This window comes from Actinomadura atramentaria DSM 43919, assembly GCF_000381885.1.
Taxonomy (GTDB): domain Bacteria; phylum Actinomycetota; class Actinomycetes; order Streptosporangiales; family Streptosporangiaceae; genus Spirillospora; species Spirillospora atramentaria.
In genome coordinates this window covers 43,423-67,456 of the sequence record NZ_KB907215.1, presented here as the reverse complement: position 1 = coordinate 67,456, position 24,034 = coordinate 43,423, and the positions used below count along the sequence as shown (strand labels likewise).

Here is a 24,034-nt window from a genome sequence, read left to right as displayed (position 1 = left end):
TCGCAGGGTGGATGAGGACTCAACGGTTGGACCGTCCACGGCACCGTGCAGGAGTCGTTGCGAACCCTCGCAGGGTGGATGAGGACCCCAGGGTAAAGGCGCAGGTCTCGGTGGGGTCGGGGCGGGCTGTGGACGGGAGTTCTGCAATGGACCTCCGGTTGTGCAGAAACCCTGGGAGGTTCGCTGCAAAACGCCCTGTGGGGTGATGATTCGGTTGCGGTCGGTGAGTGTTCGGGTGGGCTCCATTCTCGTCCGTCATAGGACGCGGAGGGAGGAGATCAGGTGGTTCACGTCCGGTAGGTGGTCCTGGGCCGGGCTCGGCATCGTGATGTAGAGGAATGCCGGGCGGCGGTCGCCTGTGTCTATGAGGACGAGGGTGTTGATTTCGCCGGTGATGGACGTCCGGGCTTTGGGGCCGATGGTGACGTGGCGGGTGATGAGCCAGGCTTGGCGGCCGTCGACCGTCAGGGGTTGGGACGCCACGTCCTCGTAGTAGCCGTCGGGCGGGGCGAGCATCGTCAGCGCGTCCAGTTGGGCCAAGGCCGCGTTGAACAGGCGGGAGTCGCCCGTGTAGCGGTCGAGGAGTTCCGGGTTGAGCAGGCCGGAGCCGAGGCTCGCGAACCAGCCGCGTTCCTCGCGCGACTCCTGGTGGCTGGTGAGCGGGACGCCCATGAACCGGTTGTCCTGGCTCGTCGAGGGCGGGCCCCAGCCGCCGGTCAGGCGGGCGTACGAGATCCCGGCCGCGCGGTCGGTGACGCGGCCGGCCGTGGGCGAGCGGTCGCCCGTGTAGCGTTGGAGTTCGAGCCGGGAGCCGAGGACGGCCGGGCTGCTGCCGCGCGGTGGGGGCGGCGGCTGGTACGTCTCGGGCGAACCGATCGTTCCGCCGCAGATCGCGGTGTGGTCGGTGCGCGCGGCGACCATCCGGTCGTCGATCCACAGGGTGCAGCCGACGAGTACGCCGCCGGTGCCGGTGACGGTGACGGCCGCGCGCTCGCCGCCGTGCATGAAGAGGTCGCGGCGCAGCGGGAGCGCCGTCTTCTCCAGGTGGACGCGGCGGCCGCCCGGCATCGTCAGTTCGACGTCGGCGGTTCCGGTGCCGCTGATCTCGTACGCGACGGACGTCGTGTCGCCGCCGTGGGCCACAAGTGCCGCGCCGCAGACCGTGAAAAACACCAGGACGAACCCGCCGATACCGCGCATCCAGGCGGGCGCGCCGCCGAGCAGCCGCCGACCCTGCCGCGAGAGCGCCATCAGCTCGCCGCCGCCAGGTCCGGGGCCAGGACGAGGCCCGCCGCGCGCGCCCGGCTGACGCTGCTGCGCAGGGCGCGCTCGACGCGGGCGGCCTCTTCCGTCAGCTCGCGCAGGTGGTCCACGGCGATCTCGTCGCGGACGGTGCGGGCGAGCAGGTCCTGGTAGGCGTCGCCGCGCTCGGACAGGCGCTGCGCCGTCGTCCACCGGTGCAGCGCGTCGTCGGCGTCGCGGACGCGGGCGGCGTAGTCCTCCAGCGCCTCGACGCGCCGCGTCACGGACGCCGCCGCGAGCGACAGCGCCTCGGACTGGGCGGCCAGGATCTGGGTGATGGCCGCGTCCCGGCGCTCCAGCGGGGTTGCGGCGTGCTCTTTGCGCAGTTCGTCGGCTTTGGCGAGCGTCTGTGCGATGTCCCAGGTCTGCGCGGGCAGCGTGACGGTGTTTCGGACGTCGTCCAAGAGCCGCTGCCGCTGGACCGCCGACCCGAGGACGGTCGCGACGGCCGTCTGCGCCCGCCGGACGAGCGCGGCCTCCGCTCCGCCGAGATCGTCGGGGCGGACGTACCGGCCGTGCAGCTCGCGCGCCGCCCGCGCTACCGGCCCCTCGCCGCAGAGCGCGAACAGTACGAGGAAGGCGATCATCGTCGCGGCCGCGCCCGTCCAGAACCACACGACAGGCGAGACGAGCATGATGAACACCACCACGGCGACCTGCGCGACGGCCCCGGCGATCCGGCCGCGCAACCCGTGGAACCAGCCCGCCAGCGCCGGCAGGACGACCCAGACGGGGGCGTGCAACAGGCTCACGCCCCCGTCCTCGAACGTCCGGCCGCCGAGCAAAGGGCGGCGCGGGGCCTTGCCCGGCGGAAACAGCGCGTCGGGCGCCGCGAGCAGGAGACGTTGCCGCCGCTCGGGGACCTCGGGGTCGATCACGGGTTCGGACATTTTGTCATGATGTTGGTCAGCGCCCGATTCCTCAAGGGTTCGGCCGTCTTCGAGGCGAAAGCGAGATGGGCGGTCGGTCATGGCGGGCGGTCGCATTCGTAGGCGGCGGGGGAGTCGGGAGCGGGGCTGGTTTCCGGGGTTGCGTTGCTTGTTCTGGGATGTGGCCGCGGCGGGTTTACGTCGTCCGGGTTTCGTGGGCTGCGGCCGCCTCCAGGCCCCCGTGGCGGGAGGCGACCGAGCGGGGATCGTCGGTCGGTCGTGCGGGTGGCGGCAGCCCGTTGTCGACCGACGAGAACTCGGGGGTAACGGCGCTGACGCTGCGACGCCCGATGTCCTGCGATGACGCCCTCATGTGGTCATGATCTACTTGTCCGGTTTTGGGGCGCATGAGTACAAGTACTCAACTCGGCGGAGGGCGCGGGGTGGCCGACCAGGGATGCTGCGGGGCGCGCCCGGGGCCCCTCGCGAACTGGATGAGGAAGGCTTCCGCAACTACATGCCGGCCGGGTCGGGTGAACTGTTGCGAACCCTCTCAGGGTGGATGAGGACCGCCGCCGGCGCGCGGACCGCGGTGAACAGGAACCGTTGCGAACCCTCTCAGGGTGGATGAGGACCCGAAGGTAAAGTCGCAGGTCGGGGGGTGCGTGAGTTGGTGGCTGGTGGGGCGGATTGCAGTGGACCTCCGGTTGTGCGGAAAGCCCGGGGGGTTTGCTGCAAAGCGGGTTGTCGGGTGGTTGTTCGGTTGCGTTGGGTGATGGTCGGTCAGAGGATGTTCGACGGGGCCGCTTGGTCTGTGCCCCAAGATTCTCGGGCGGGGGTCGTGCCCGGTGGGTAGGTGTAGACGAGGACGCTGTCGTAGCTGCTGTCGATGGCGGTTTTCACGGCTGCCTGGAAGCGTTTGAGTTGGGCCGGGCTGAGGGCGCCCTCGAAGACGCTTCGTTGCACGTGGTGCAGGTATTGGCGGCAGGTGCGGAGGATTTTCGGGTTGCGTTCCGCCGCTGTGTCGTAGACGACGACCACGTACACCGGGTCACCACCAGATCCGGAACGGCTTGTACGGCTCGCCTTCGAGGACGTGGCGGGTGAGGCGCAGCGCTTCGAGGTACAGCAGTTCCTCGTAGGCGACCTTTCGTTTCAGGGCGCGGTGCTGGATCGTCGTCTCGAGTTCGTCGCGGATGGTCTGCACGACCAAAGCCCGGCCCTTTTCGCTGAGCATGGCCTGGTTGACGTCCGCGTCGAAGTGTTCTGGTTTCAGCTGGCCCCGGTTGGCGAGGCGCAGCAGGAGCCGTTCGGCGAACAGCGGGCGGAACGTCTCGTACAGGTCGAGGACCAGGGTGTGCCGGTGGCGTTCCATCGTGCTGTGCAGGAAGCCGATTCCGGTGTGGAGGGGCGTCAGCCGGAGGGCCGTCAGGACGCGCGTGTAGGTCATGCCGTTCGCGTAGGAGATGAAGGCGTTCCCGGCGTTCTTCGGCGGGCGGCGGGAACGGCCGTTCAGTTGGAGCCAGTCCGGCAGTTTCGTGTCGAGGACGGCCCAGGCGGAACGGCGGAAGTTGCCCTCCACGTTCATCAGCTCCTGGGTCGTCGTCGCGGTAGCCGCGTTCTTCTTGAGCGTTTCGTAGGGTGCGGCGAGCAGTTCCCGGTCGAGGACACGGCGGACGTTGTGGGCCGTCGCGACGACGATGTCGCGGGCGATTCCCAGCGAGGCGTCGGCGTCCATCGCGACGCGCGCCTGCGCGAGGACCGTTTCACCGGACGTGCTCACGTCGGACGTCAGCAGCGAACCCGCGTAGTCGCCGTAATGGCCGAGCAGGTGAATGTTGATGCGGTGCCGGTTCAACAGGGACGTGACGGCGGTGTTCACCTCGACCGGCGAGCACGCCACGATGTCGCGGACGTCGGTGACGGGGACGTGGACTTTCCCGCCCGATTCCCGTTCGATCAGAAGCGACTGGTCCTTGCGCCGGATACGGCACGCGCCGGTCAGCCAGTAGGTGCGGGACGCGGTCGGCATCATTCGCTCCAGCAGTAGTCGAAATAGCCGCATCCCCGGCAGGCGGAACGCGCCCGGCGGGACGGCGGTCGGGATTGGTGCGCGACGGCCAACGCGCGGTCGATGTCGGCCACGGCCTGTTCTTGCTCGGCCGGACCGTAGACGACTTTCTCGGTGCGCCGGGTCTTCGGGTATTTGAGGATTCCGCCCGCGGCCGGGACGCCGATCTCGTGTAGTCGGAAGCAGTAGTGGACGACCTGCGCCCGGTCCGCGTCGCTCGGCCGGTTCGACGACTTGACTTCGTGAACCCAGTGCGCGCCGTCGAGATGGTCGAGCTGTGCCGCGCCCAGGTCCACCGGGGAATCACGCCGGTACGACGTCTCGTGGACCGCCTCGCCCAGTTGGACGGCGGCGCTCAGGAACTCGGGGCGGAATCCCCGGGCGAACAGCCAGAGTTGGCGTTCGCAATGGTGCAGGTACTTGATGTGGACGCCGCCGATGTCCGCCGCGCGCATCAGATGATCTCCCCTTTCCGGTAGAGGACCCGGTCCGGCCCGCGCACCTCGGTCAGGCCGAGACGCGCGTCGTAGACGCCGTCCATGACGCGAACTTTCAGTTCCTTGTCCAGCCGCGTCAGCGGGCGCGCCCAGTGCGGCATCGGGATGAGGAAGTTCTCGGCGAGCAGTCGGCCGCCCGCGCCCGGCGCGCTGGTGAGGGCCGTGCGGTAGCGGTCGACGTCGTCGAGGAGGATCGCCTCCGTACCATCGAACATTTCGTCGAAGCGTTCGGTGAGGTGTTCGCGGCCGTCGAAGGGCATGTCGAATGTGAGGAACGCATCGGTGAACGCCTCGCGTGCCGCGGCGACGTCCGCTTTCCAGCGTTCACCCCACGTGCTGGCGTAGATGTCGTTCAGCCATTCGGTGGCGCGGATTTCGTCCACCTCGATCCCGTCATGGGCGTTCAGAATCTGCCATGCGAGTTCGACGGGGTCCTGCTCGTAAACGCCGTCCGCGTACAGTTCCGGGCCACGGGACCGGGTGCGGAATTCGGCGGCGTGGACGACGACGTCCGCCGGGGGCAGGGCCGCGACGCGGTTGACCCGGCCGAAACGTTGCAGGAGGGCTTCGAGCGGGGCCGCCGAGGTGTAGAGGCAGTCGAAATCGACGTCCAGGGAAACCTCGACAACCTGGGTCGCGACGACTAGTCCCCGGGTCCGCGGCCGGCCGACGCCGTGGCGGGCGCGGATGCGGTCCTCGATGCGGTTCCGGTCGTCGCGGCGGAAACGCGCGTGGAGCAGCACGGCTTCGTTTCCGGGCACGAGCGGCGACAGTTCCTCGAAGAGCGTCTGAGCGTCCCGGACGTTGTTCGCGACGACGAGAACGGCCTCGCCGTCCCGCAGCCTTGATGCGATCTCACCGATGGCCGCGTCGTCGGTCAGGTGGTGCGGACGCGTGCGCAGCCGGTGACGGCGCGGAAGGCCGAGATCCGGCGTCTCAGGTTCGTGAACCGTCCCGGACAGCGCTGCGCGGAACTGTTCCGCGAGCGCGTCGGGGAGCGTCGCGGAAAGGACCGCGATCCGGCCGCCGAGCCGGTCCCACAAAGACGCGGTCGCGAGGATGTAGCCGAGTCGCGTCGGGTCGTAGGCGTGCAGTTCGTCCAGGACGAACACCGAGTTCGCGGCGTCGATCAGGACGCTGGAATGGGCGGCGCCCGCGAGCGCGCCGCGCATCAACTGGTAGGGCGTCCCGACGCGGACCGTCTCCCGGAAAAGGCGCGTCGCGTTCGCGCGGGACACCGCCTTCGTCGCGATCTCCGCGTGGTTGCCTTCCGCGTCCTCGGGGCCGATGGCGCGGGCGAGGTGATACGACGCGGCTCGTGAATGGGCGACGCCGACGTGCTCCGGATCGCCGAGCAGCGTCCCGAGCCGATCCGCCATCGCGTTGATCGAAGCCAGATACGGCAGCGTGTAGAAGACACGCGGGATTCCGCCGACCGCTTCGGCGATGTCGGTGACCTGGGTGGACGCCCAAAGCAATCCGGCCTCGGTCTTCCCGCTTCCCGTGGGCGCGCGCAGCAGCAGATGCCCGTGCGTCGTTCCCGCGCCCGTCTGGTGTTCGCGGAGCGTCCGTCCCTTCGCCTCGAATTCGGCGGCGAGGAGCGCCGGGAATCCCGTACCCAGCGGTTGGACGGTCCGTAGCGAACCGTGCGCGGACGACAGGTGGTCCGCCAGCGTCACCGCTCCCTGGAGGATGACCGCGCCGAGACCCTTTTCGTCGTCGTACAGCGGGTCTCGCCAGGAAGAAAGCAGATGGTGCAGTAGCTCATGTGCCTCCGCGAGGACGTCCGGCGTGTGTTCGGGCGAAGCGACGGGAAGCCCGGCGGCGGCCGCCGTTTCCGCCGTCCAACGAATGAGCGCCCGCACGTCGTCGGTGGGGACGGGACCGAGCCGCCGGACGAATTCGGCGGCCGGGTCCTCCTGGTGGAGCAGCGCGAGCGAGCCTTTGCCGTCGCCGTGAAGTGGGCGGTGGTGGGTCGCGACCGCGACGGCGATCCAGTCGCGGAGTTCGGCGTCCGGCACGAGCGCCGCGAGGAAACCGAGGGAGACGACTTCATGGCGTTCGCCCCACGATTTCGCGCGGCCCCAGATCATGTCCTGGAAACCGGCGGCGGCCTTGCCGAGGTCGTGGCAGAGGATTCCGAGCTTCACCGCCGTCCAGAACGACGCGCTGAACACCGGCCGGAGGACCGCGATGTCGCCCACCCGTTGCGACAGTGCCGTCGCGGCGGAAAGGCCCCCGGTCAGGTGATCGGTGAGTTCTTCGGCCGGTTCGCTCTTGGCCAGAAGGTGCGGCAGCGGCCCCATCTACGGCACCGCCCGATCCGGATGGGTCGACGGCAGCGGAACGACCGCGCAGCCGCCCGAATCGGCCAAGCCGAGACGCTCGTCCGACCGTCCGGAACGGTCGAAGCGGTACGCGTCCCACACCGTCCGGTCGCGCCGGAGCGATACGGCGGTGGGCAGGCGCAGCAGCGTGCCGCGCAGCGTGAGTTCCGCCGGGACGATCGCCGCACCCTGCAATCCCGGCGCGTCGGAAAGGACGTCCCGGCCGATCGCCCCGATCCCCGCGAGATCCTGGCTGCGCCCGATCCGCAACGGCCAGGTCGGACGGCGGAAACGCTTCTCCCAGACGGCCGGGTCATCGAGAATCCACACGGTCAACACGGCTCCGGTGAGGAATTCGCGGTCGCGCGGCGTCGGTTCGGCGGACCGTCCCCGGCCGTCCAGCGGGTGGTAGGTCTCCACATCGACGCCCGCGCCGGACGCGCGGAACGCCATCGCGAACCGCATCGCCGGATCGACGCGCGACCAGCCGCCCGCGACCGCCGCCAGCATTCCGCCGACGGTCGCGGGCGGCGGGCACGGCAGGCACACCTGCACGCCCGCGTAAAGCGGATTGCGGAAAGAGACGACCGGCGCGGTGATCGTCACCTTGAGGACGTCCGTGCTCACGCGTCCGGGTCCTCGAACCACGCGTCGTGGTCGCCGTTCTCGAACGCGTCGCCCAGGTCGCGCAGAACGGTCCGCGGGTGGCCGAAGACGAGCGCGCCGGAGGCGGTCAGTTCGCCGAGGTCGATTTCCGCGCGGTCGCGTTCTTTCCCGAGGAAACCGGGTGCCCAGCCGAGCGTGATCGGTCCGTCGATCTCGTCGCGCCACGCCTCGAACTCCTCGCGCAGGACGTCGGGCCGGAAGACGACCTTGTCGTTCTCGACGCCGAAAACGCGCGTGAACGGATTCACGCCGCCCTTCATCGGCGCGAGCAGCACGAACGCGGGCGTGCGGTCGCCGTAGTGCAGCGAGCGCTTCGCGCCGCCGCGCGTTCCCGCGAGGGCGCGGACGAACAGCGCGGCGCGGCGGCGGCGCTCGGCCAGCGGCAGTTTCAGCGCGCGGACGCCGCGCAGCGTCGCCGGTTCCGCACCGGCCTTCTCGGCCTCGGCGGCGGCCGCCGCCGTCAGCGCGACTTTCAGCCCGGAGCCGTCCACCTCGAAAACGCCGACGCGCGGCAGGTCGAACAGCAGGTCGGCGGCGAGTTCGGCGGTGTAGAACTCGTGCTCGTGGATGACGGGGTTCTCGCCCGCGCCGAATCCCCGGCTCATCGTCCCGAAATCCTTGCTCGGCTTCCGGGGCGCGACGGAGACGAGCGTGCCGTTCGCGACGACCGTGTCGCGCTGGCAGGTGCCCGCGTTCTTCTTGAGCGCGACCATGTAGCCGAACAGGTCGTCGTCCAGATAAAGATCCGGGCGGCCCGCCGTGTACGCCTGCTGTTTCGAGCTGGCACCGGTCCGGATGACGGGGGAGCGCGGTTCGGCGGCCGGGAACGAGTCGCGCAGCCAGCGCCGAAACGCCTGCGCCGAAACGTACGGGTGGACGGCGCGGCCCACGTACATCTGCTTGACCTTGGCGACGTTGTCCTCGCCGCGGCCGTTGTTGGGAGCGCCCGCGACGACGTCGAGCGCGATTTTTCCGGACAGGAAGGTCATGCGGCGTCTCCTTCGTCATCGAGCAGGCGAAGACCTTCTTCGCCGTGCTCCTCGGTCAGGTCCTCAACGGCCTCGTCCGCGTCGTCGGGGCTGTATCCCCTGGCGTGGAGGTGTTCCAGCACGCAGACGAGCAGCATTTGCCGGTTGAACCAGGCGCGGGTTTCCGGGTCGGGGTCGAACAGCAGCTCCATCCCGCGCGACGTGAGCAGGGACGTGGGGCCGCCGTCGGGTCGGCGCAGCGTCCAGGTGACAGCGTTGCTCAGCAGCCAGCTCTTCATGCGGCCGGGTTCCTTGAGCGTGGAGTAGAAACCGCGGAGCTTCCCCGCGGATTCGTCGTCCAGCAGGAACGCGATTCGGGCGGCGGTATCGCGGATCTCCGCCAGGTCTTTCGGGTTCATGTCCATCACCTCCGTGGCGAACGAACGGCAGATCGCGGCCAGGTCGGCCGTGTAGTCGGGCAGCGCGCCGCGCCCGGCGCGCTCGGCGAACAGGCGGGCGACCGCGCCGGGAATCCGCTCGGGATTCCGGAACGCGTTGCGCGCCAGGCCGACGATTCCGAGCTGGTTCGGGGTCGTGTGCGCGCCGATGAGGGCACCGAAGCCGCGTCTGCGGCCCGGGTCGCGCGCGGTGCGGCGCAGCCATTCCGCGAGGGGCTGGTCGAGGGCGTGGACGTCGAGCGTCTGGCCCCGGTTGTTGTTGCTGAACACCATCAACTCGACCCCGGCGGTCAGTGTTTCCTCGTAGCCGCGCAGTGTTTGGAGCGCGATGACCTCGCGCACTTCCGAGCGCGTCGGCGCCGCGCTCGCAAGGACGACTTCCCGGAGGTTGCGGCGGACGCGGCGATGGACCGCGGAGCCGAGGAAACCGTCGTCCCAACTGTGGACGAGCGTCGCCGGACCGCCGGAATGCGCGCACGCGTACGGCAGCGCGCGGAAACTCATCAGGCACGGGCGGCACAGCGCCGTTCCGGCGTGCCCGCGCGGCGTCGTGTTGCGGTAGATGTCGCTTTCGGCGAGCGGAACGTCGAGCTTGCCGAAGAAGCGCACGGCGTCGCGTCCGCACAGGACGCACGCGACGTCGGGAAGGCTTCCCGCGTCGGGGAACCACGAGCGGACGGCCTCTTCCAGGACGGCGCGGTCCTTCTGCCCGTTGCTCGGATGGTTCATCGGCGAGTTCGGGAAGAACGACAGACTGCACTTGAGCCAGAAACTCGCGTCGGTCGTCCTGGCGAGGGCGGCGCGCGTCGCATCGCCCACAATCTTTTCCACAGCCTGTTGAAAACGTTCGGCGGTGAGATCGGCGGGAACCGGTGTCCGGGCGAGCGCCGCGAGGGCGAATGCGCCCGCGCGCTGGAGCGGGTGCGCGGTGAGGACGGCGGTCATGACTCCGGTCCTTTGATCCATCCGAGGCCGGCCGAGTTCGCCTGGCCGAGACCCCAGCACCAGATCGCCGCCAGCGTTTCGGGCGCGGCGCGCACGGCGACCTCCACGGGCGCGCCGGGCTTCGCGCCGCCCTTCACGGTGAAGGAGCGCTTCGCCCCGACCCAGGTGATGGCCTCCAATTCCACGTCCGGGTCGAGTCCGATGCTCTCGGCCTTGCGGCGCAGATTGTTCTCGAAGAACACCGGGAACTCGTCGTCGGTCGGCATGAGCCACGCGTTGCGGGTCTTCCGGACGCCCCATTCATCGCGTCCGGAGCCTTTCATCACGACGGGTGTGGCGGTGCGGAACCGCGCCCGGCCGGACTCGAACGACGGCGTTTCGACCGGCACGACGTTGAGAATCCGCAGCGCGACGCCGCCCCAGTCGACGATCTCCCGCTCGCGCAGCCCGAGCGCCCACGCCTCGACGACCGCTGCGAGCGGACTGCCGATCTCCACGGTCCCCTTCCCGCCCGCCGCGTACTTCCCCTTGGCCCGCTTCGCCTGCGGGAACACGGGCGCGCCGTACCCGAAGGGGACGAGCCCGTGCGGCCCCCACCCCTGCTCGTGGATGCGGCGGCCGAGCTGCGGCGCGCAGCGCGAGAGCAGGTCGTAGGCGAGGGAACGGCCGGGGGTGAGGACGACCGGCCACGGGATCTCCGCGGCGGACGTCGCGACTTCGATGCGCAGGCGCATCCTTACCTCCAATGAGAAATGCGCGGGGAGTCCGACGTTAAAGCCGACTCGCGGGTAACTGTCCGTGCTTCCGGACAAGGGGATGTCCGCGTCCGGCCGAGAGTTTTTTCGGCCATTCATCGGCACGTGATCGAACGTATGTACTAGGGTTTCGCGGCCCGCCGTCAGGCGGCCGGGAGCGATTCGTAGGTGCTGCTCTTCTCGTCCCAGGTCAGGGCCGTCCACAGGCCGCGCTGGGCGGTGGCGAGGCGGGCGCCGAGGGCGACGGCGATGGGGACGGGGCCGCTGAGGAAGACCGCGTGGCGGGCCGCGCGCGCCCCGTCCGGCAGCGGGGTGTCGCGCCAGGCGGCGGCCGCCTGCTCGACCACGCCGGAGAACGTCGCCTGGTCCTCGACCAGGAACTCGTCGGGGGACGCGAGCAGGAGCAGCGTGCCGATGCCGAGGTCCGCGCAGGCCGCGCGGACGTGCGCGGCGAAGTCCTCGCCGCGTCCTTGCAGGTCGAGGGCGACAGCAGCGCGCGCCGGGTCGCCGCCCGGGATCGTCGCGGGCGGCGCGGCGCGCAGTGGCCGGGCGGCGGCGCGGTCGGCGCGCGGCGGGATCGCGGGGAAGTACGTCCCGCCGTGGCGCGGCGCGTAGAGCGTCGTCGGCGCGGCGTGCGCGCGGGCGATCCGCGCGCCGTAGTGGAACGCCGCGTGCAGCGGAATCGTCGGAAACAGCGAGATCCGCGCCGATCCGCGGGTGAGGCGTTCGGCCGTCGTCATCGCCTCGACGGTGGCCTCCGCGAGGCCGTCGACCGCCGAGAAGTCCCAGACGTCGCCTTCGGGCAGCCGCCAGCGGACCTGGAACGTGACGGCGCACGTCGACCTGGCGTACGTCAGCGCCCGCTCGGTGAGGTCCTCGGCGATCCCTTCCTTGCGGCGCGGATCGACGCCCGTCACGACGACGCCGACCCGCACCTTCCGCGCCGACCGCTGCTGGAGCAGCGCGACGCCGACCGCCGCCAGCCCGCCGACCAGCACCGCGACGAACCACCAGCGCCCCGCCGCGTTCCCGATCGCGAAACCCTTGAACGTCTCGACGGCCCCCGCGCCCGCGAACAGCGTGCCGACCGTCCGCAGCGGGCCGCCCTCGCGCAGCCACCGCCGGAATCCGGCCCCGGCCGCCGTGCCCGCGCCGCCCGCGACGTCCGCCACCGTCACCTTCGCGTCCATCCCGTCTCCTTCCGGTTCGCCCCTCTCACCCTTCTCTGATGGACGAAGCGGTGGCTGGCCGCTTCCGGACGGGCGTGATCCGGCGAATCGCGTGTCCGTTGTGCGGCTGAATGGTTGGGTCGGGCACGCGTGTGACCTGCGAAGACGTCGTCGTCCATCAGATAAGGGTGAGAGGGCGCGACACGAGGGGGACGGATGCCGGGACAAGTCCACGTCGTCGTGATCAAGACGGCGGGGAATCAGCGTTACATCTTCGACTCCACCAGGCGGCGGGAGAACGTCGGCGCGTCGCACCTGATCACGCGGGTGGAGCGCGACTGGCTGGACGCGGCGCTGGGCGGGCGCGGGTCCGGCCGGATCGAGACGGACGCCGTCGAGGTCGTCACGGCGAACGCGGGCGGCGTCACGCTCCTGGTGCGGGAACCCGACGAGGGCCGGCGCATCATCGGTGAGATCACCCGGCGCGCGCTGCGGGAGGCGCCGGGGCTGGACGTGTGCGGCGTCGTCGGTGATCCCTTCGAGTGGGGCGGCGCGAAGGCGGCGGACGCGGCCTTCGCCGTCGCGCGTGAGGAGCTGATGCACGTCCGGACGCGACGGCCCGGCCCGGAGGCGCGGTTTCCCGGCGTTCCCGTCGCCGAGCGCTGCGTGTCCAGCGGGCTTCCGGCCGAGCGGACGTGGCGGGTGCCCGGCGAGGGCGCCGTGGAGCCGTGCTCGGCGCCGAGTCGCGGAAAGCTCGACGCCTATGACCGTGCCATCGCCAATCTCGTGCGCGACATCGGTGTGGAACGCGACGAACTCAAGGAACTGGTCCAGCGGCTGAACGACGATGTGGAATGGGTCGCGCTCGTCCATGCGGATGGCAATGGAATGGGCCGCGTCTTCGCGGGACTCGGCGCTCAGCACGAAGACGATTCAGCCCGCGTCTACGTCGACGCGCTCCACGACTTCTCCGAGGCCGTGGATGAATGCACGCGCGCCGCTTTCCGCGCGGCCGTCCCGGACGGCCCGGCGACGATCCTCCCGCTCGTCCTGGGCGGCGACGACCTCACCGTCGTCTGCGAGGGGCCGCACGCGCTGCCGTTCGCCGTCCGGTACCTGGAGGAGTTCGCCCGGCGGACGCGCGACCATCCACACATCCGACGCGAAGTTGACACGGGCCTGGGAGCGTGCGCGGGCGTCGCCATCACCAAACGCGCCTACCCGTTCCACAACGCGATCGACCTGGTCGAAGAACTCACCGCCGAGGCGAAGAAGGTCAAAAAGCCGCTGGGCGCGGACGCGTGTGCGCTGTCCTTCCACGTCCTGTACGAGAGCGCCGTCGCGGACCTCGACCGGCTCCGCGCCGCGGCGACGAGGGACGGCGCGCGCCTCACCGCCCAGCCGTACGTCGTGCGCGGCGACGGCGACTGGGCGCACGGCCGCCGCTGGAGCGATCTCCAGCACCGCGTGAACGTCCTCACCGAGCGGAACAAGGACGGAAACCTGTGCGTCTCCCGGTCCCGCGCGCACGAACTCCGGACGGGTCTGTTCCTCGGCCCCGCCGTCGCCGAGAAACGTTTCGCCGCGATCGACCCGTCCCCCGACCTCGGCCGCGACGGCGCCCTGTTCTGGGAGGACGCGGACGGAGAACTCGTCACGGGCCTGCTTGACGCGATGAACGCCACCGCGTTCCTCGCCGGGGAGGCCGCCCGATGAGCCGCCGCATCGACCTCGCGTTGCGCATGTTGTCCGATTGGCGCATCGGGACGGGCACCGGTGCGCACGGCTACGCCGACCGCCTCGTGGACCGCGACCCGGAGGACGGACTCCCGCACGTCCCCGCCAAATCAATGAACGGCGTCTGGCGCGACGGGTGCGAAGTCGCCGCGCACGCGCTGGACGGTGGCCCGGCCGGGCCCGCGCACGCCTGGGTCGTCCACCTGTTCGGCGGCCAGCGCGGGACGGACGGGGAGGCGCCGATCCCGGGCGCGCTCGTCTGGGACGGCGCGCTGCGCTACCCGGCGGACCTGCGCCGCGCGCTCGCCGCGAACGACGAGGTGCGCGCGGCCGTCACGCTCCTGCGGCCGGGCGTCGAGATCGACCCGGAGACCGGCGCCGCCGCCGACCGCAAGGTCCGCTTCGAGGAGTTCGCGCGCGGCGGCGTCACCCTGACCGGCGCGGTGACGCTCCCGGACGGCCTCGACGAGGCCCAGGACGCGGCGGCGCGCGCCGTCCTCTGGGCGGGCGCGCGCCTGGTCGAGGGCGTCGGCGCGAAGCGGCGGCGCGGCGCGGGCCGCTGCCGCCTCGACCTCGCCCCCGCGCCGGACCGCTGGGAGGACGCGCTGCGCGGCGGCCTCGTCCCGCCGCCCGCGCCGCGCCGCGCGGGCCGCCGCACGGGCCGTCCCACCGGCGCGGAGTACGCGGCGGGCGACGGCTGGGAGCGCGCGGCGCTGACCCTGACGCTCACCGCGCCGCTGCTCGCGCACGACCGGACGATCGGCAACCACGTCCTCGGCCGCGACCACGCGCCCGGCTGGATGCTGCTGCCGGAGGTGCTGCGCCGCCTCGGGCCGACCGCGGCCGCCGCCGCGCGCCGCGGCGACCTCGTGGTGACCGCCGCGACGCCCGTGGTCGGCGGGCGGCGCGGCCTGCCGGTGCCGCGCGTGCTGTTCGCGCCGAAGGCGGGCGGGGACAGGCTCGTCAACCGCGCGCTCGCGGCGGCGGACGGTCCCGCCGAGCGGCTGCGCGCCGGTTACGTTCCGGACGATCCGGACGAGTTCGAGGTCCACCGTCCGCGGTTCGTCACGCGGATGCACAACACGATCGAGGACGGCTCGCAGCGGCCGACGCGCGCGATCGGCGGCGTCTACGCCTACCGCGCGCTCGCGGCGGGGACCGTCCTGGCCGCCGAGGTCCGCGTCCGCGGCGGCGTGCTCGACGGGGACTGGGCGGCGGCGCTCGGCGGCGACTGGCGGCTCGGCCGGTCGCGCAAGGACGACTACGGCCTCGCGACGGCGGAGGTCGGCGCGGCCGCCGAGCCCCGGCCGCGGGCGGTCGGCGGCCGGCTGCGCGTCTGGCTGCTGTCGGACCTGCTGCTGCGCGACGCCCGGCTCGGTGCGGCGCTCACCGCCGACGCGGTCGCCGCCGAGCTGGGCCGGGCGCTCGGCGCGGAGCTGACGCCCGTCGCCGGGAACGAGTCGATCCCGACGCCCGCGGACGACCCGGCGCGCGTGCGCACGCCCGTCTCCGAGAACGGCACGATTCCGACGCCCGCGGACGACCCGGCGCGCGTGCGCACGCCTGTCTCCGGGGACAGGACGATTCCGACGCTGTTCGAGATCGCCCGCACCGAGTCGTGGCACACCGGCTGGGGCCTGCCCCGGCCAACCCTGCTCGGCCTCGCGGCGGGCGGCTGCCTGACGTTCGACGTGCGCGGCGAGGTCGACGCGGCTGCGCTCGCCGAAGTCGAGACCGCCGGACTCGGGCTGCGACGCGGCGAGGGTTTCGGCCAGATCAGGGTGAACGCGCCGCTGCTGGAGCGCCCCACACTGCGCCGCCGAGACAGGACGGACACGCGCCCCGCACCGGTGCGCGTCCCGCTAGAACCCGGCACGCCCGCGCACGCCGCCGCGCGGATCGTCGAACGCGCCGCGTGGCGCGCCGAGATCTGGCGCGCGGCGGAACGGGCCGCCGCCGACGACGCGCTGCTCGAAGGACTCACCGGCCTCACCCCGACCCGGCTGAACGCGCTCCGGCGGCTGCTCGACGCCGAGGACGTCGGCCCCCGGATCGACCGGCTCGTCCGCCGCTGGGACGACGCCGCGCGGATCGGCGAGCGACTGCGCGTCCTGCTCGCCGCCGACACGGTCTGGACGGCGCTCGGCCGCACCGGCGACGACCTCGCCGTCACCGCCGACGGCGCCGCGCGCCTGCGCCGCGAACTGCTGCGCGAGGCGCGCCGCAGCCTGCTCACCGCCTGCCTCGCCGCGCACACCCGGCGGCGCGCCCTGACCGGGGAGGGATCATGACCGGACGCCGTGGACGCCCGCTCGACCTGCGGCTCCGCGTGCGCGGCTGGCTCGCCGTCCGCAGCCCGCTCGCGGTCGGCGGCATCGCCGCCGACCCCGCCGACGCGCTGCCCGTCGCGCTGGACGGGCAGGGCCGCGTCCACGTCCCCGGCACGAGCCTGGCCGGGGCGCTGCGCGCGTGGACGCGGGGGCGCGGGGACGATCCGGTCGAGCTGTGGGGCGACGCCGAGGACGTCGGGGCGAGCCGCATTGTCGTGCGGGACGGGATTGTCGCGTCCTCGTTCGCCGTGGACGCCGACGGGATTCCCACCGAGCCGGTCGACGCGGCGGCGCTGCCCGTCCGGTACGGCGTCGCGATCGACCGGGAGACCGGCGCGGCCGCGTCCGAGGCGCTGTACGCGCGGACCGTCGTCCCACCCGGGAACTATGTCCGGTTCGAGCTGGACGTCGAGTGCGGTCGCGCGACGGCCGACCGCGACCGCGCGCGGCTCCGGGCGCTGCTGGACGCGCTCGCCGCCGAGCGAATCCGGCTCGGCGCGGCGTCCGGCACCGGGTTCGGGACGGTGTCGCTGCTGCGGACGCCCCTCGACGTCGAGGAACACGACTTCACGAGCGCGGACGGGCTCATCGCGTTCCTGCGCGGCGAGGTGCGCGCCGCCGACCTGGACGTCGCCGCCGATCCGGCGCTGCCGCCGCGCCGCGAGGAACTGACCGTCACCGTCGCGTGGACGCCGACCGCGCCCGTCATGACGCGCGCGCCGGGCGACGGCGCGATGGTCGGCGCGCTGCCGCTCGTCACCGACGTCGCCGGGGACCGGGTGGCGCTCGTCCTGCCCGGCAGTTCGGTGAAGGGCGCGCTGCGGAGCCGCGCCGAGCTGATCGAGCGGACGCTGCGCGGCGACGCCGGGGTCGCGGCCGCGCTGTTCGGGCCGTGGCGCGACGCGGACGCGCGGCGGGGCGCGGTGGCCGTCGCCGAGTGCGTCAGCCGGACGACCGTGCCCGCCGACGTCTGGGACGCCGTCGTGAACGGCGACGACGGCCCCGACGCGCCCGTCCTTCCGGCGGGCGTCCGCGACCGGCTCGCCCAGGCCGGCCTCGACCGCGCCGACCACGTCGCGATCGACCGGTGGACGGGCGGCGCGGCGCGCGGGCGGCTGTTCAGCGTCCTCGAACCGCACGGCGTCGCGTGGGAGCCGATCCGGCTGGCCGTCGACCTGACGCGGCTCGGCGCGGACGCGGACCGCGCCGTCGCGCTGCTGCTCGTCGTCCTGCGCGACCTCGCGGGCGGACGGGTGCCGCTCGGCGGGCGGACGGGGCGCGGGTTCGGGGACGTGGCCGTCGAGTCCGTGGACCTGCGCGGCGGCCGCTGGCCGGACGGCGCGACGCTCCCCGACGCGCTGGCGACGCCCGCGCTGCGCGCCGCGTGGACCGCATACCTGGAGGAAGAGGCATGAAGCTGCACACGGCGTCCCGCGACGGCGCGTCGCTCGCGGACGCGCTCGCCGTCTGCGACGGGATCGGATTCCTCGCGACGCCCTGGGAGCACCATGTCGTCCGCGTGCGCGGCGGGCGGGCTTTCGGGGTCGACGGGCCGGTGGATCTCGCCGCCGTTTACGAGGGGCGGGTCTTCAATTCGGTCGTGGAGGTGCGGTGGCTTGATCCGGGTGATGGGGGGCGCGCTTCCGTGCTTACGGACGATGTTGCTTCTCTGCCTGCGGGTTGGGACAGCGCGGACGTCGAGACGATTGACCGTGTTCCGGGGTCGTATCTGGTGTGGGGGCGTGCGGCGGGTGTTCGTGACGGCTGGACGGCGCTGACGGCCGCGCGGATCGGGACGCTGCACGTTCCCGTCGAGATTCCGGAGGGCGGGCGTGCGCTGATCCGTACCTGCGAATACGTCGGCCGCGAGACGAAGCACGGCAACGCTCACGTGATCGACGAGCGCCTCATCGCGATCGAGGCGGCGGAGGGGGACACATGACCGAGGAATCGAAGAAGCCCAGTCCGAGCAGCATGCCTCTTTATCGCCCGCTGAGAGGGGAAGCGCCCAAACCCCGGCCCGAGCCCCCGCACCGGAATTCCGGTCCCGCCCCGGATGAGCCTTTCCTGAACCCGTACACGTTCGTCCCGGCACATCCCCGCGACGGCCTGCCCGAGTCGTTGAGGGACGGGAAGCCTCCTTTCCGTGACCGGCTTCACCCGGACCGCTGGACGGGCCGCATCGCCGTCCGCCTCACGACACAAACACCGTTGCTGCTTCTCGACCCGGCCCGCGCGCGCGTCGCACCGTCCGGCGAGGAAGACCATCTGACGTATCCGGTGCTCTTGCGTGACGGCCGTCCGCATTTCCCGGCGACGTCGGTGAAGGGCGCCCTGCGGTCCGCGTACGAGACGATCACCGACTCGCGGTTCGGCGTCTTCGAGGCGCACGACCAACCGCTGGGCTGGCGACGCGTCGCGGGCGACGCGCTGCAGATGCGGCCGGTCCGTGTCATCACAGCGGACGCCGAGAACGATGTGCTCGACATCGAGTTGATGAGCCATGCGGTCTACCACGCATACTGCGACGAGAATAAAACTCAGGGGATCGTCCCGAAGCATCGCCAGCAAGTGATGGTCAAGTTGCAGGGAAAGGAGGGGAGGCTGCCCTTCATCGTTGAGATTCGATCAGTAGAGCAGACCCGGCGGGGTCCGGGTGCTCGGGGGCGGGAGAATTTTCGGAAAGGAATCGCTTTCGTCACCGGTCGAAACGTGATCGGCAAAAAGTGTGAGAGTGTCTTTTTGTTCGATAAGGACGCTGACACGTTGGTGCTGCACGGGATGATTTCCCGCTGGGACCGGCTCATCGGCGACTATGCGGCGAACGGTCTCGCAGGTGATGGCGAGCCGGCGCGGCGGGCTGCCGACGAAGGCGAGGAACTGGCCCTGAGCCCGCATCTTTGGGACGAGGAGAGTAAGCGTCTCAAGGCTGGCTCGATATGTTACGCCCTGTTCGAAGGAGAGGAAGTCGTCGATCTATTCCCGGTGCTGATCCCGCGCGACCTGTCCGCCTTGCCCCCGGCCGAGATGGTCCATCCGACACTGCGCCCGGCCGCCTCCTACAAGGAGTTCTCCCCGGCCGATCGCGTGTTCGGCTGGGTCGCGCCGCAGGGTTCGGGTGTTTCTCCGGCGGCGTACCGGGGTCGGGTGCGCATCGGTCCGGTCGCATGCGAAACCGATCCGGCGGACGCCGTTCGCACCTTCGCCGGTGACGGGTTGCCGCTGGCGATCCTGGGCAGCCCGAAGCCTTCTCAAGGCCGTTTCTACTGGTCGGATAAGAAGGGAGATGCGGGAGCGGCGATCGAGGACAGAGCCGAGAAGGAGAAGATCTACCGCCAGGAACGGGGGCTCCGCGGCCGGAAGGCGTACTGGCATCACGCCGCTGAGACCGCGCAGCCGAACTACTGGGAAGATCCCGGAAGTACGACGCAGGACCCGTCGCAGCAGCTTCTCGGGAATGTTTACCGGGAGTTCCGCAGACCCCGCAAGCCGGACGGGGGCGATGCGCAGAAGCCGGTTCTCACTGGACTTAATAGAACGTTCGCCACCACGGCCGAGGAACAGCGCGACAACCAGAACCGCTCGGTCTCCGGCTGGATCAATCCGGGCACGGAGTTCACGTTCACCATCGACGTCCAGGACCTGGACGGCGTCGAACTCGGCGCGCTGCTGTGGCTGCTCGACCTTCCGGACGGGCATTTCCACCGGATGGGCTTCGGGAAGCCGCTGGGCTTCGGCAGCGTCCGCCTCACGCTGGATCACGAACACACGGAGCTGCACTCGACCGATCAGTTGCGTGCCTACTACGCGGACCTGGGCGCAGCGCAACCTGCGTCCATCGACGCGGCCAAGTTGGGTGAACTGCGCGCCGAGTACTCCGAAATCCTGGCCTCCCACCCGGGTTTGCGCGAGATCGAGGCCGCGTTCCTCGCGGTCGCGCGAGGCGTCGATGACCTGCCCGTCCATTACCCGCGGACGCGGCCCGGCACGATGCGCGGAAACTCGCCCACACCGCCCAACCCGCACGGCGTCGCGTACGAGTGGTTCACCGCCAACGAGGAGGTCGCGGGCAAGGAGATCGCGCCGGGCCGCGGCCGCTCCCTGCCCCCCGCGACGGCGAGCACGGCCAACGCACTGCGCGTCTATCCCGCGGAGCCCTTGAAGGGCAAGGGCAACGACTCCGACAACGGCGGCCAGGGCGGTCCGCGCGGCGGACGCGCCGGGAACGGCGGTCGGCGCGGTGAACGAGGCGGCGCCCGAGACAGCACGCGCGGCGCGGGGAGCGGCGGCGGCCGGGGCGGCTCCGGCGGCGGTCAGGGCGGTCGCGGCGACGGCGGCGGGCGTGGCGGGGGGCAAGGCGCCGGACGCGGCGGGAACGGCGGTCGGGGCGGCGGTGGTGCCGGGAACGGCGGGCAGAGCGGCGGGGCTGGGAACGGGCGGGACGGCGGGCGTCGGAAAGACGGCGGGAGACGCGACAGTCGGTGACGCGCGCGGCAGGAGAACGCGGCGGGGTGCTGCTGGTCCATGCGGTCGGCGCGGGGGATCTCGGGCTCAGCGCCAGGAGCGTCGAGGGCGATCCCGTCGATCCCGTCGGCGCGGATGCGGAGCCCCGGCACCGCAGGCCGCTCCACAAGACGCTCGCCGGGCTTGACAAGGCGGGCATCGCCGTGGACCGCCTGCTCCTGCTGGCCACCCCGAGTTCCGAGCACGCCTGGCTCGGCCCGTACACCGAGCACGCGGAGCGCGTCGCGGAGTTGTTCCGCCGCCCGGCGGGCCTGTTCGGGCACCGCTTCACCGGCGACGACGTCCGCGTCGCGCGGACCGCCGCGCCGGCGGCCGGGGCCGCGCTCGCCGCGACGGCGGCGGAACTCGCGGCGCGTCCGCCGGAGACGTGCCTCGTCACGTCCGGGACGGGCGCGTACGCGATGGGCTTCGGCGCGCTGCTGGCCGCGCCCCAGGCGGACGTCCCGGTGAGCGTCGTCCCGGTCGACCGCGCGGACGCGCCCTACCGCCCGCCGGACCTGGTCCCGCGCGTGGAGTCGCTGAACGACTGGCTGCTGCGGCAGCGGCACTTCGACGAACTCGTCCTGGCCGATCCGGCGAACGCGGACGTCTGGGGATTGCTCGCCGAACGCCAGCGCTGCCGCACCGACACGCTGCGCCGCGCGCTGCGTTCGCCGACCGTCCCGCCCGAGCTGGGGCGGGGCGCCCGCGACCGGCTGCACAAGCCCGGCACGGCGATCCGCGCGGCGTTCTTCGAGCGCGTCGTCCGCGGCGAAGCGCTGGACCAGTCGCTGCTGCGCCGCTGGTACGTGCTTGAGCTGGAGAAGCGCATAGAAGACGACGCTCCCGGACTCGCTCCGCGCGTCCGCGCCCGGCTGGACGAACTCCTGGCCGCCCTCCGCCGACCGAGCGACGAGACGCACGGCATGGCCGACCGCATCCGCGCGACCGCCGCCCACCTCGACGGCGTCCGGGGCCGCTGCGCCGACCTCCTGACGGACTCCGCGCTGACGGACCTCGTCGGCGCGGCCGCGACCCACCGCGCGCAGCTCACCGGCGCGGGCGGCCTGCTCCCGAAGACGATCCAACAGGCGGCCGACCGCTGGCAGAAGGACGAGGACGCCCTCGTCGGCCTCGCCGCGAAGCGCGGACTGCCCGTCTGGCCGGTGCTCGGCAGCGGCGACGTCCTCGTCCTGATGTGCGTGGGTTTGCGGCCGGACGGCGATCCCGCCGACGCGGGCGGCCTCGACGGTCTCGAACGCGTCTACGACTGGGTGCTGCGGCAGAGCAAGGGCCTGGCCCGGCCGCCCCGCGTCCGCCTTCGGCTGCTCGCCACGGAAGAGACCGCGGAGCGCGCCGGAAGCCTCGCCGCGCGCATGAAGTCCCGCGTGTCCGACCCCGCGTTCGAGGCGGCGGTCATCGGCCCGCTGCCCTCGGCGGCCGGGTCGGAGGCCGACGCGAAGGCGCGGGTCGCGGCGGCGCTGGGCGGCGCGGACCGGCCGCGCGGCCTGGTCGATCCGGCGAGCCTGTGGGGCGTGGACGAGGTCGTCCTGGTCCTCAATCCCGGCAAGCCGGTCACCGTCAACGCAATGATCTTCGCCGGAATCGAATGGTCCCTGCGGACCGGCTGCCGCCTGCGCGCGGTGGCGCTGGGCCGCGGCGACGGCGTCGTCCCCGTCGACCAGGACGGCGGCCGCGTGCTGTGCCGCCTCGGCCCCGACGCGCCGCTCGCCGCCCTCGCCCGCGACGCGCTCGCCCGGCTCGACCTGCGCCGCGCCGCCGACGTCCTCGGCCACGGCTCGCCCGCCCTCGCCACCGTCGCGGCACGCGTCCGCGCGCTCCACCGCGCGCTGTACGGCGACCCGGGCACCGCCGCCGACGACCCGGCGCGCCGCCTCCTCGGCGCCCAGCGCCTCGCCCTGATCGCCGCCGTCCTCCCCGACCGCCCCGAAGCGGCCTGCCACCTCGCCGTCGAAGCCCTCCGCCCCGGCCTCTTCGACTTCCCCAGGTGGAAACGGATGCTCGCCCACCCGGCCTTCGCCGACCTCAACGCCGAACGCAACCGAACTCCCTACGCCCACCTTCTCGACCGGGGCGGGTCGCCGCCGACCGAGGAAAAGGCGCGGAAGCGGCTGGACGCCGCGCGGCGTGCGCTGCGCGGCACGGCCGCGGACGGCCGTCTCGTGGACGAGTACCGGCGGCTCATGGCGGCATTGCCCGAATCCGGTTGACACCCCGCCCGGCGCGCCCGGAGACTGGAGAACGACCCGATGCCGGTTCGCCGCCGGGTCCCTTCGGCACCGCGAGTGCCCTCCGAAGAAGGCCGCGTGACGGGCGTCCGCCCGAAGCACGGCCTGTCCCGCCATGCCTTCGGAGGACCGCGTGTATTTCGTCGCTGATCTCGCCCACCCCGACACCGACCGCGCTGCGCGCGCGTTCGACGCGCTGGTCATGCCCGCGCTCACCGCCGCGTCCCGGCGCGCGCTCGACAACGTGCTGCACGGCGGCGCGCGGTGCCCCGGCGTGGCGCGCCGGGCGCGCTGCCACGAGTGCGAGACCGCCGTTCGCGACCTCGCGTTGGACGCGTTCGACCGGCTCCGGGAGGCGCTGGACGAGCCCGGACGCGGTCGGCTCGCGAGCGTCGCCGTCCACGCGCGGTCGGCGGCGGCGCGGGACGAGCGGGTCGCGGACGCCGCCGAACTGCTGGCCGCGCCCCGGTCGCCGCGGCATCCGGCGTGGGTGCGGTGCGCGCGGCAGCAGTTCGTCGCGCTGCCCGTCCGGCACCTGGAGGGCGCGGTCCGGCGTCGCCGTGCGGTGGCCGAGGGACGTCCGGCCCGGCCCGAGCGTGACCTGCGGACGGCCGGGTGGGCGGGGGAACTGCGCGGTGATCCGGTTGATCTGGAGCTGCTCGTCTTCGATACCCAGCGGGCGCTGCGCGGGCGTTCGGACGCGGTGGAGCCCCCGGCGGACCTTTGCCGGCGGCTCGGCGTGGAGCCGGGGGACGCGGCCGCCCGCGTGCGCGCGATGCGTGCCCGCCTCCGGGCGGTGAATCCCGGGTTTTATCACGCGTGCCATCGCGCGCCGTCGCTTTCGATGGACGCGCTGCGCGCCGACGAGCTGCCCGCGCGGAATGCCGACCCGTACACGCGGGCCGATCGGACGCGGGCGCGGGAGGTCGTCGCGCGGATGCTGGAATCGGATGAGCGGGATTGGCTCGTGGCGATTGTCGAGGCGTGGGACGGGCGGGATGTGAAGGGTTTTCTGGTGGGGTTGGGGCGGAGGCGGGTTCTGAGGTTGTTGCGGTTGGTGGAGGCGGCGGGGCTTGACTGGGTCGGGCGGCGCGTCGGGGAGTGAGGCGTTCGTTTTTCGGGGCGGAATGTTCGCGGGTATTGCGCGATGAGCGTGTGGATTCGCTGCGGGGGTGTGGTTAGCGTGCG

General features: G+C 72.3%; 18 protein-coding genes and 1 CRISPR repeat array (1 of these 19 cut by a window edge). Of the genes, 7 read left to right on the top strand and 11 right to left on the bottom strand.

Annotated features, from left to right (window positions below):
- Positions 1-86: direct repeats of the CRISPR family, unit length 30 nt; unit sequence GTTGCGAACCCTCGCAGGGTGGATGAGGAC; it reaches 402 nt to the left of the window's first position.
- Positions 87-255: 169 nt separating this feature from the next.
- From G339_RS0119615 to G339_RS0119565, 11 genes are all read right to left on the bottom strand, one after another.
- Positions 256-1,251 carry a hypothetical protein gene (locus G339_RS0119615; protein ID WP_019632773.1) on the bottom strand — a complete coding sequence of 332 codons (996 nt, stop codon included), beginning with the start codon at positions 1,249-1,251 and terminating at the stop codon, positions 256-258.
- On the bottom strand, positions 1,251-2,192 hold the full coding sequence (locus G339_RS0119610) for a hypothetical protein (protein WP_019632772.1): 942 nt from the start codon (positions 2,190-2,192) through the stop codon (positions 1,251-1,253). The genes G339_RS0119615 and G339_RS0119610 overlap by 1 nt, the downstream gene beginning before the upstream one ends.
- Positions 2,193-2,954: 762 nt before the next feature.
- Positions 2,955-3,218: a CRISPR-associated endonuclease Cas2 gene (gene cas2, locus G339_RS0119605; RefSeq protein WP_019632771.1), complete on the bottom strand. Its 264-nt coding sequence runs from the start codon at positions 3,216-3,218 to the stop codon at positions 2,955-2,957.
- A gap of 4 nt (positions 3,219-3,222) precedes the next feature.
- The gene (gene cas1b / locus G339_RS0119600; protein WP_026341602.1) at positions 3,223-4,203 is read right to left on the bottom strand and encodes a type I-B CRISPR-associated endonuclease Cas1b; all 981 of its coding nucleotides are present in this window, start codon (positions 4,201-4,203) and stop codon (positions 3,223-3,225) included.
- Positions 4,203-4,697, bottom strand: a complete 495-nt coding sequence (locus G339_RS0119595; RefSeq protein WP_019632769.1) for a CRISPR-associated protein Cas4 — start codon at positions 4,695-4,697, stop codon at positions 4,203-4,205. Before G339_RS0119595 ends, cas1b begins: the two co-directional genes overlap by 1 nt.
- On the bottom strand, positions 4,697-7,045 hold the full coding sequence (locus G339_RS0119590) for a CRISPR-associated helicase/endonuclease Cas3 (RefSeq protein WP_019632768.1): 2,349 nt from the start codon (positions 7,043-7,045) through the stop codon (positions 4,697-4,699). The genes G339_RS0119595 and G339_RS0119590 overlap by 1 nt, the downstream gene beginning before the upstream one ends.
- Positions 7,046-7,693, bottom strand: a complete 648-nt coding sequence (gene cas5 / locus G339_RS0119585; RefSeq protein ID WP_019632767.1) for a CRISPR-associated protein Cas5 — start codon at positions 7,691-7,693, stop codon at positions 7,046-7,048. It abuts the gene before it with no gap.
- Entirely contained in the window at positions 7,690-8,721 is a 1,032-nt protein-coding gene (gene cas7i, locus G339_RS0119580) for a type I-B CRISPR-associated protein Cas7/Cst2/DevR (RefSeq protein WP_019632766.1), read from the bottom strand. The genes cas5 and cas7i overlap by 4 nt, the downstream gene beginning before the upstream one ends.
- A complete protein-coding gene (locus G339_RS34515) occupies positions 8,718-10,103 on the bottom strand; it encodes a hypothetical protein (RefSeq protein ID WP_205625593.1) in 1,386 nt (461 codons plus the stop codon). The genes cas7i and G339_RS34515 overlap by 4 nt, the downstream gene beginning before the upstream one ends.
- On the bottom strand, positions 10,100-10,837 hold the full coding sequence (locus G339_RS0119570; RefSeq protein ID WP_019632764.1) for a CRISPR-associated endoribonuclease Cas6: 738 nt from the start codon (positions 10,835-10,837) through the stop codon (positions 10,100-10,102). Before G339_RS0119570 ends, G339_RS34515 begins: the two co-directional genes overlap by 4 nt.
- 164 nt (positions 10,838-11,001) lie before the next feature.
- Positions 11,002-12,048, bottom strand: a complete 1,047-nt coding sequence (locus G339_RS0119565) for an SAVED domain-containing protein (protein WP_019632763.1) — start codon at positions 12,046-12,048, stop codon at positions 11,002-11,004.
- 195 nt (positions 12,049-12,243) lie between these two features.
- On the opposite strand from G339_RS0119565, the gene G339_RS0119560 reads away from it, so the two are divergent.
- From G339_RS0119560 to G339_RS0119530, 7 genes are all read left to right on the top strand, one after another.
- Positions 12,244-13,743 (top strand): Cas10/Cmr2 second palm domain-containing protein, encoded by a 1,500-nt coding sequence (locus G339_RS0119560; protein WP_157407900.1) that lies wholly within the window; start codon positions 12,244-12,246, stop codon positions 13,741-13,743.
- Positions 13,740-16,055: an RAMP superfamily CRISPR-associated protein gene (locus G339_RS0119555; protein WP_019632761.1), complete on the top strand. Its 2,316-nt coding sequence runs from the start codon at positions 13,740-13,742 to the stop codon at positions 16,053-16,055. Before G339_RS0119560 ends, G339_RS0119555 begins: the two co-directional genes overlap by 4 nt.
- Entirely contained in the window at positions 16,052-17,509 is a 1,458-nt protein-coding gene (locus G339_RS0119550; RefSeq protein ID WP_019632760.1) for an RAMP superfamily CRISPR-associated protein, read from the top strand. The genes G339_RS0119555 and G339_RS0119550 overlap by 4 nt, the downstream gene beginning before the upstream one ends.
- The gene (csx19, locus tag G339_RS36940) at positions 17,506-18,036 is read left to right on the top strand and encodes a type III-D CRISPR-associated protein Csx19 (protein WP_019632759.1); all 531 of its coding nucleotides are present in this window, start codon (positions 17,506-17,508) and stop codon (positions 18,034-18,036) included. Before G339_RS0119550 ends, csx19 begins: the two co-directional genes overlap by 4 nt.
- Positions 18,033-20,579, top strand: coding sequence for a TIGR03986 family type III CRISPR-associated RAMP protein (locus tag G339_RS0119540; protein WP_084693325.1), 2,547 nt, complete (start codon positions 18,033-18,035; stop codon positions 20,577-20,579). Before csx19 ends, G339_RS0119540 begins: the two co-directional genes overlap by 4 nt.
- 26 nt (positions 20,580-20,605) lie before the next feature.
- Positions 20,606-22,828, top strand: coding sequence for a hypothetical protein (locus tag G339_RS0119535; RefSeq protein ID WP_019632758.1), 2,223 nt, complete (start codon positions 20,606-20,608; stop codon positions 22,826-22,828).
- A 151-nt stretch (positions 22,829-22,979) separates the two neighbouring features.
- Positions 22,980-23,951 carry a hypothetical protein gene (locus tag G339_RS0119530; RefSeq protein ID WP_019632757.1) on the top strand — a complete coding sequence of 324 codons (972 nt, stop codon included), beginning with the start codon at positions 22,980-22,982 and terminating at the stop codon, positions 23,949-23,951.
- The last annotated feature ends 83 nt before the right edge of the window (positions 23,952-24,034 follow it).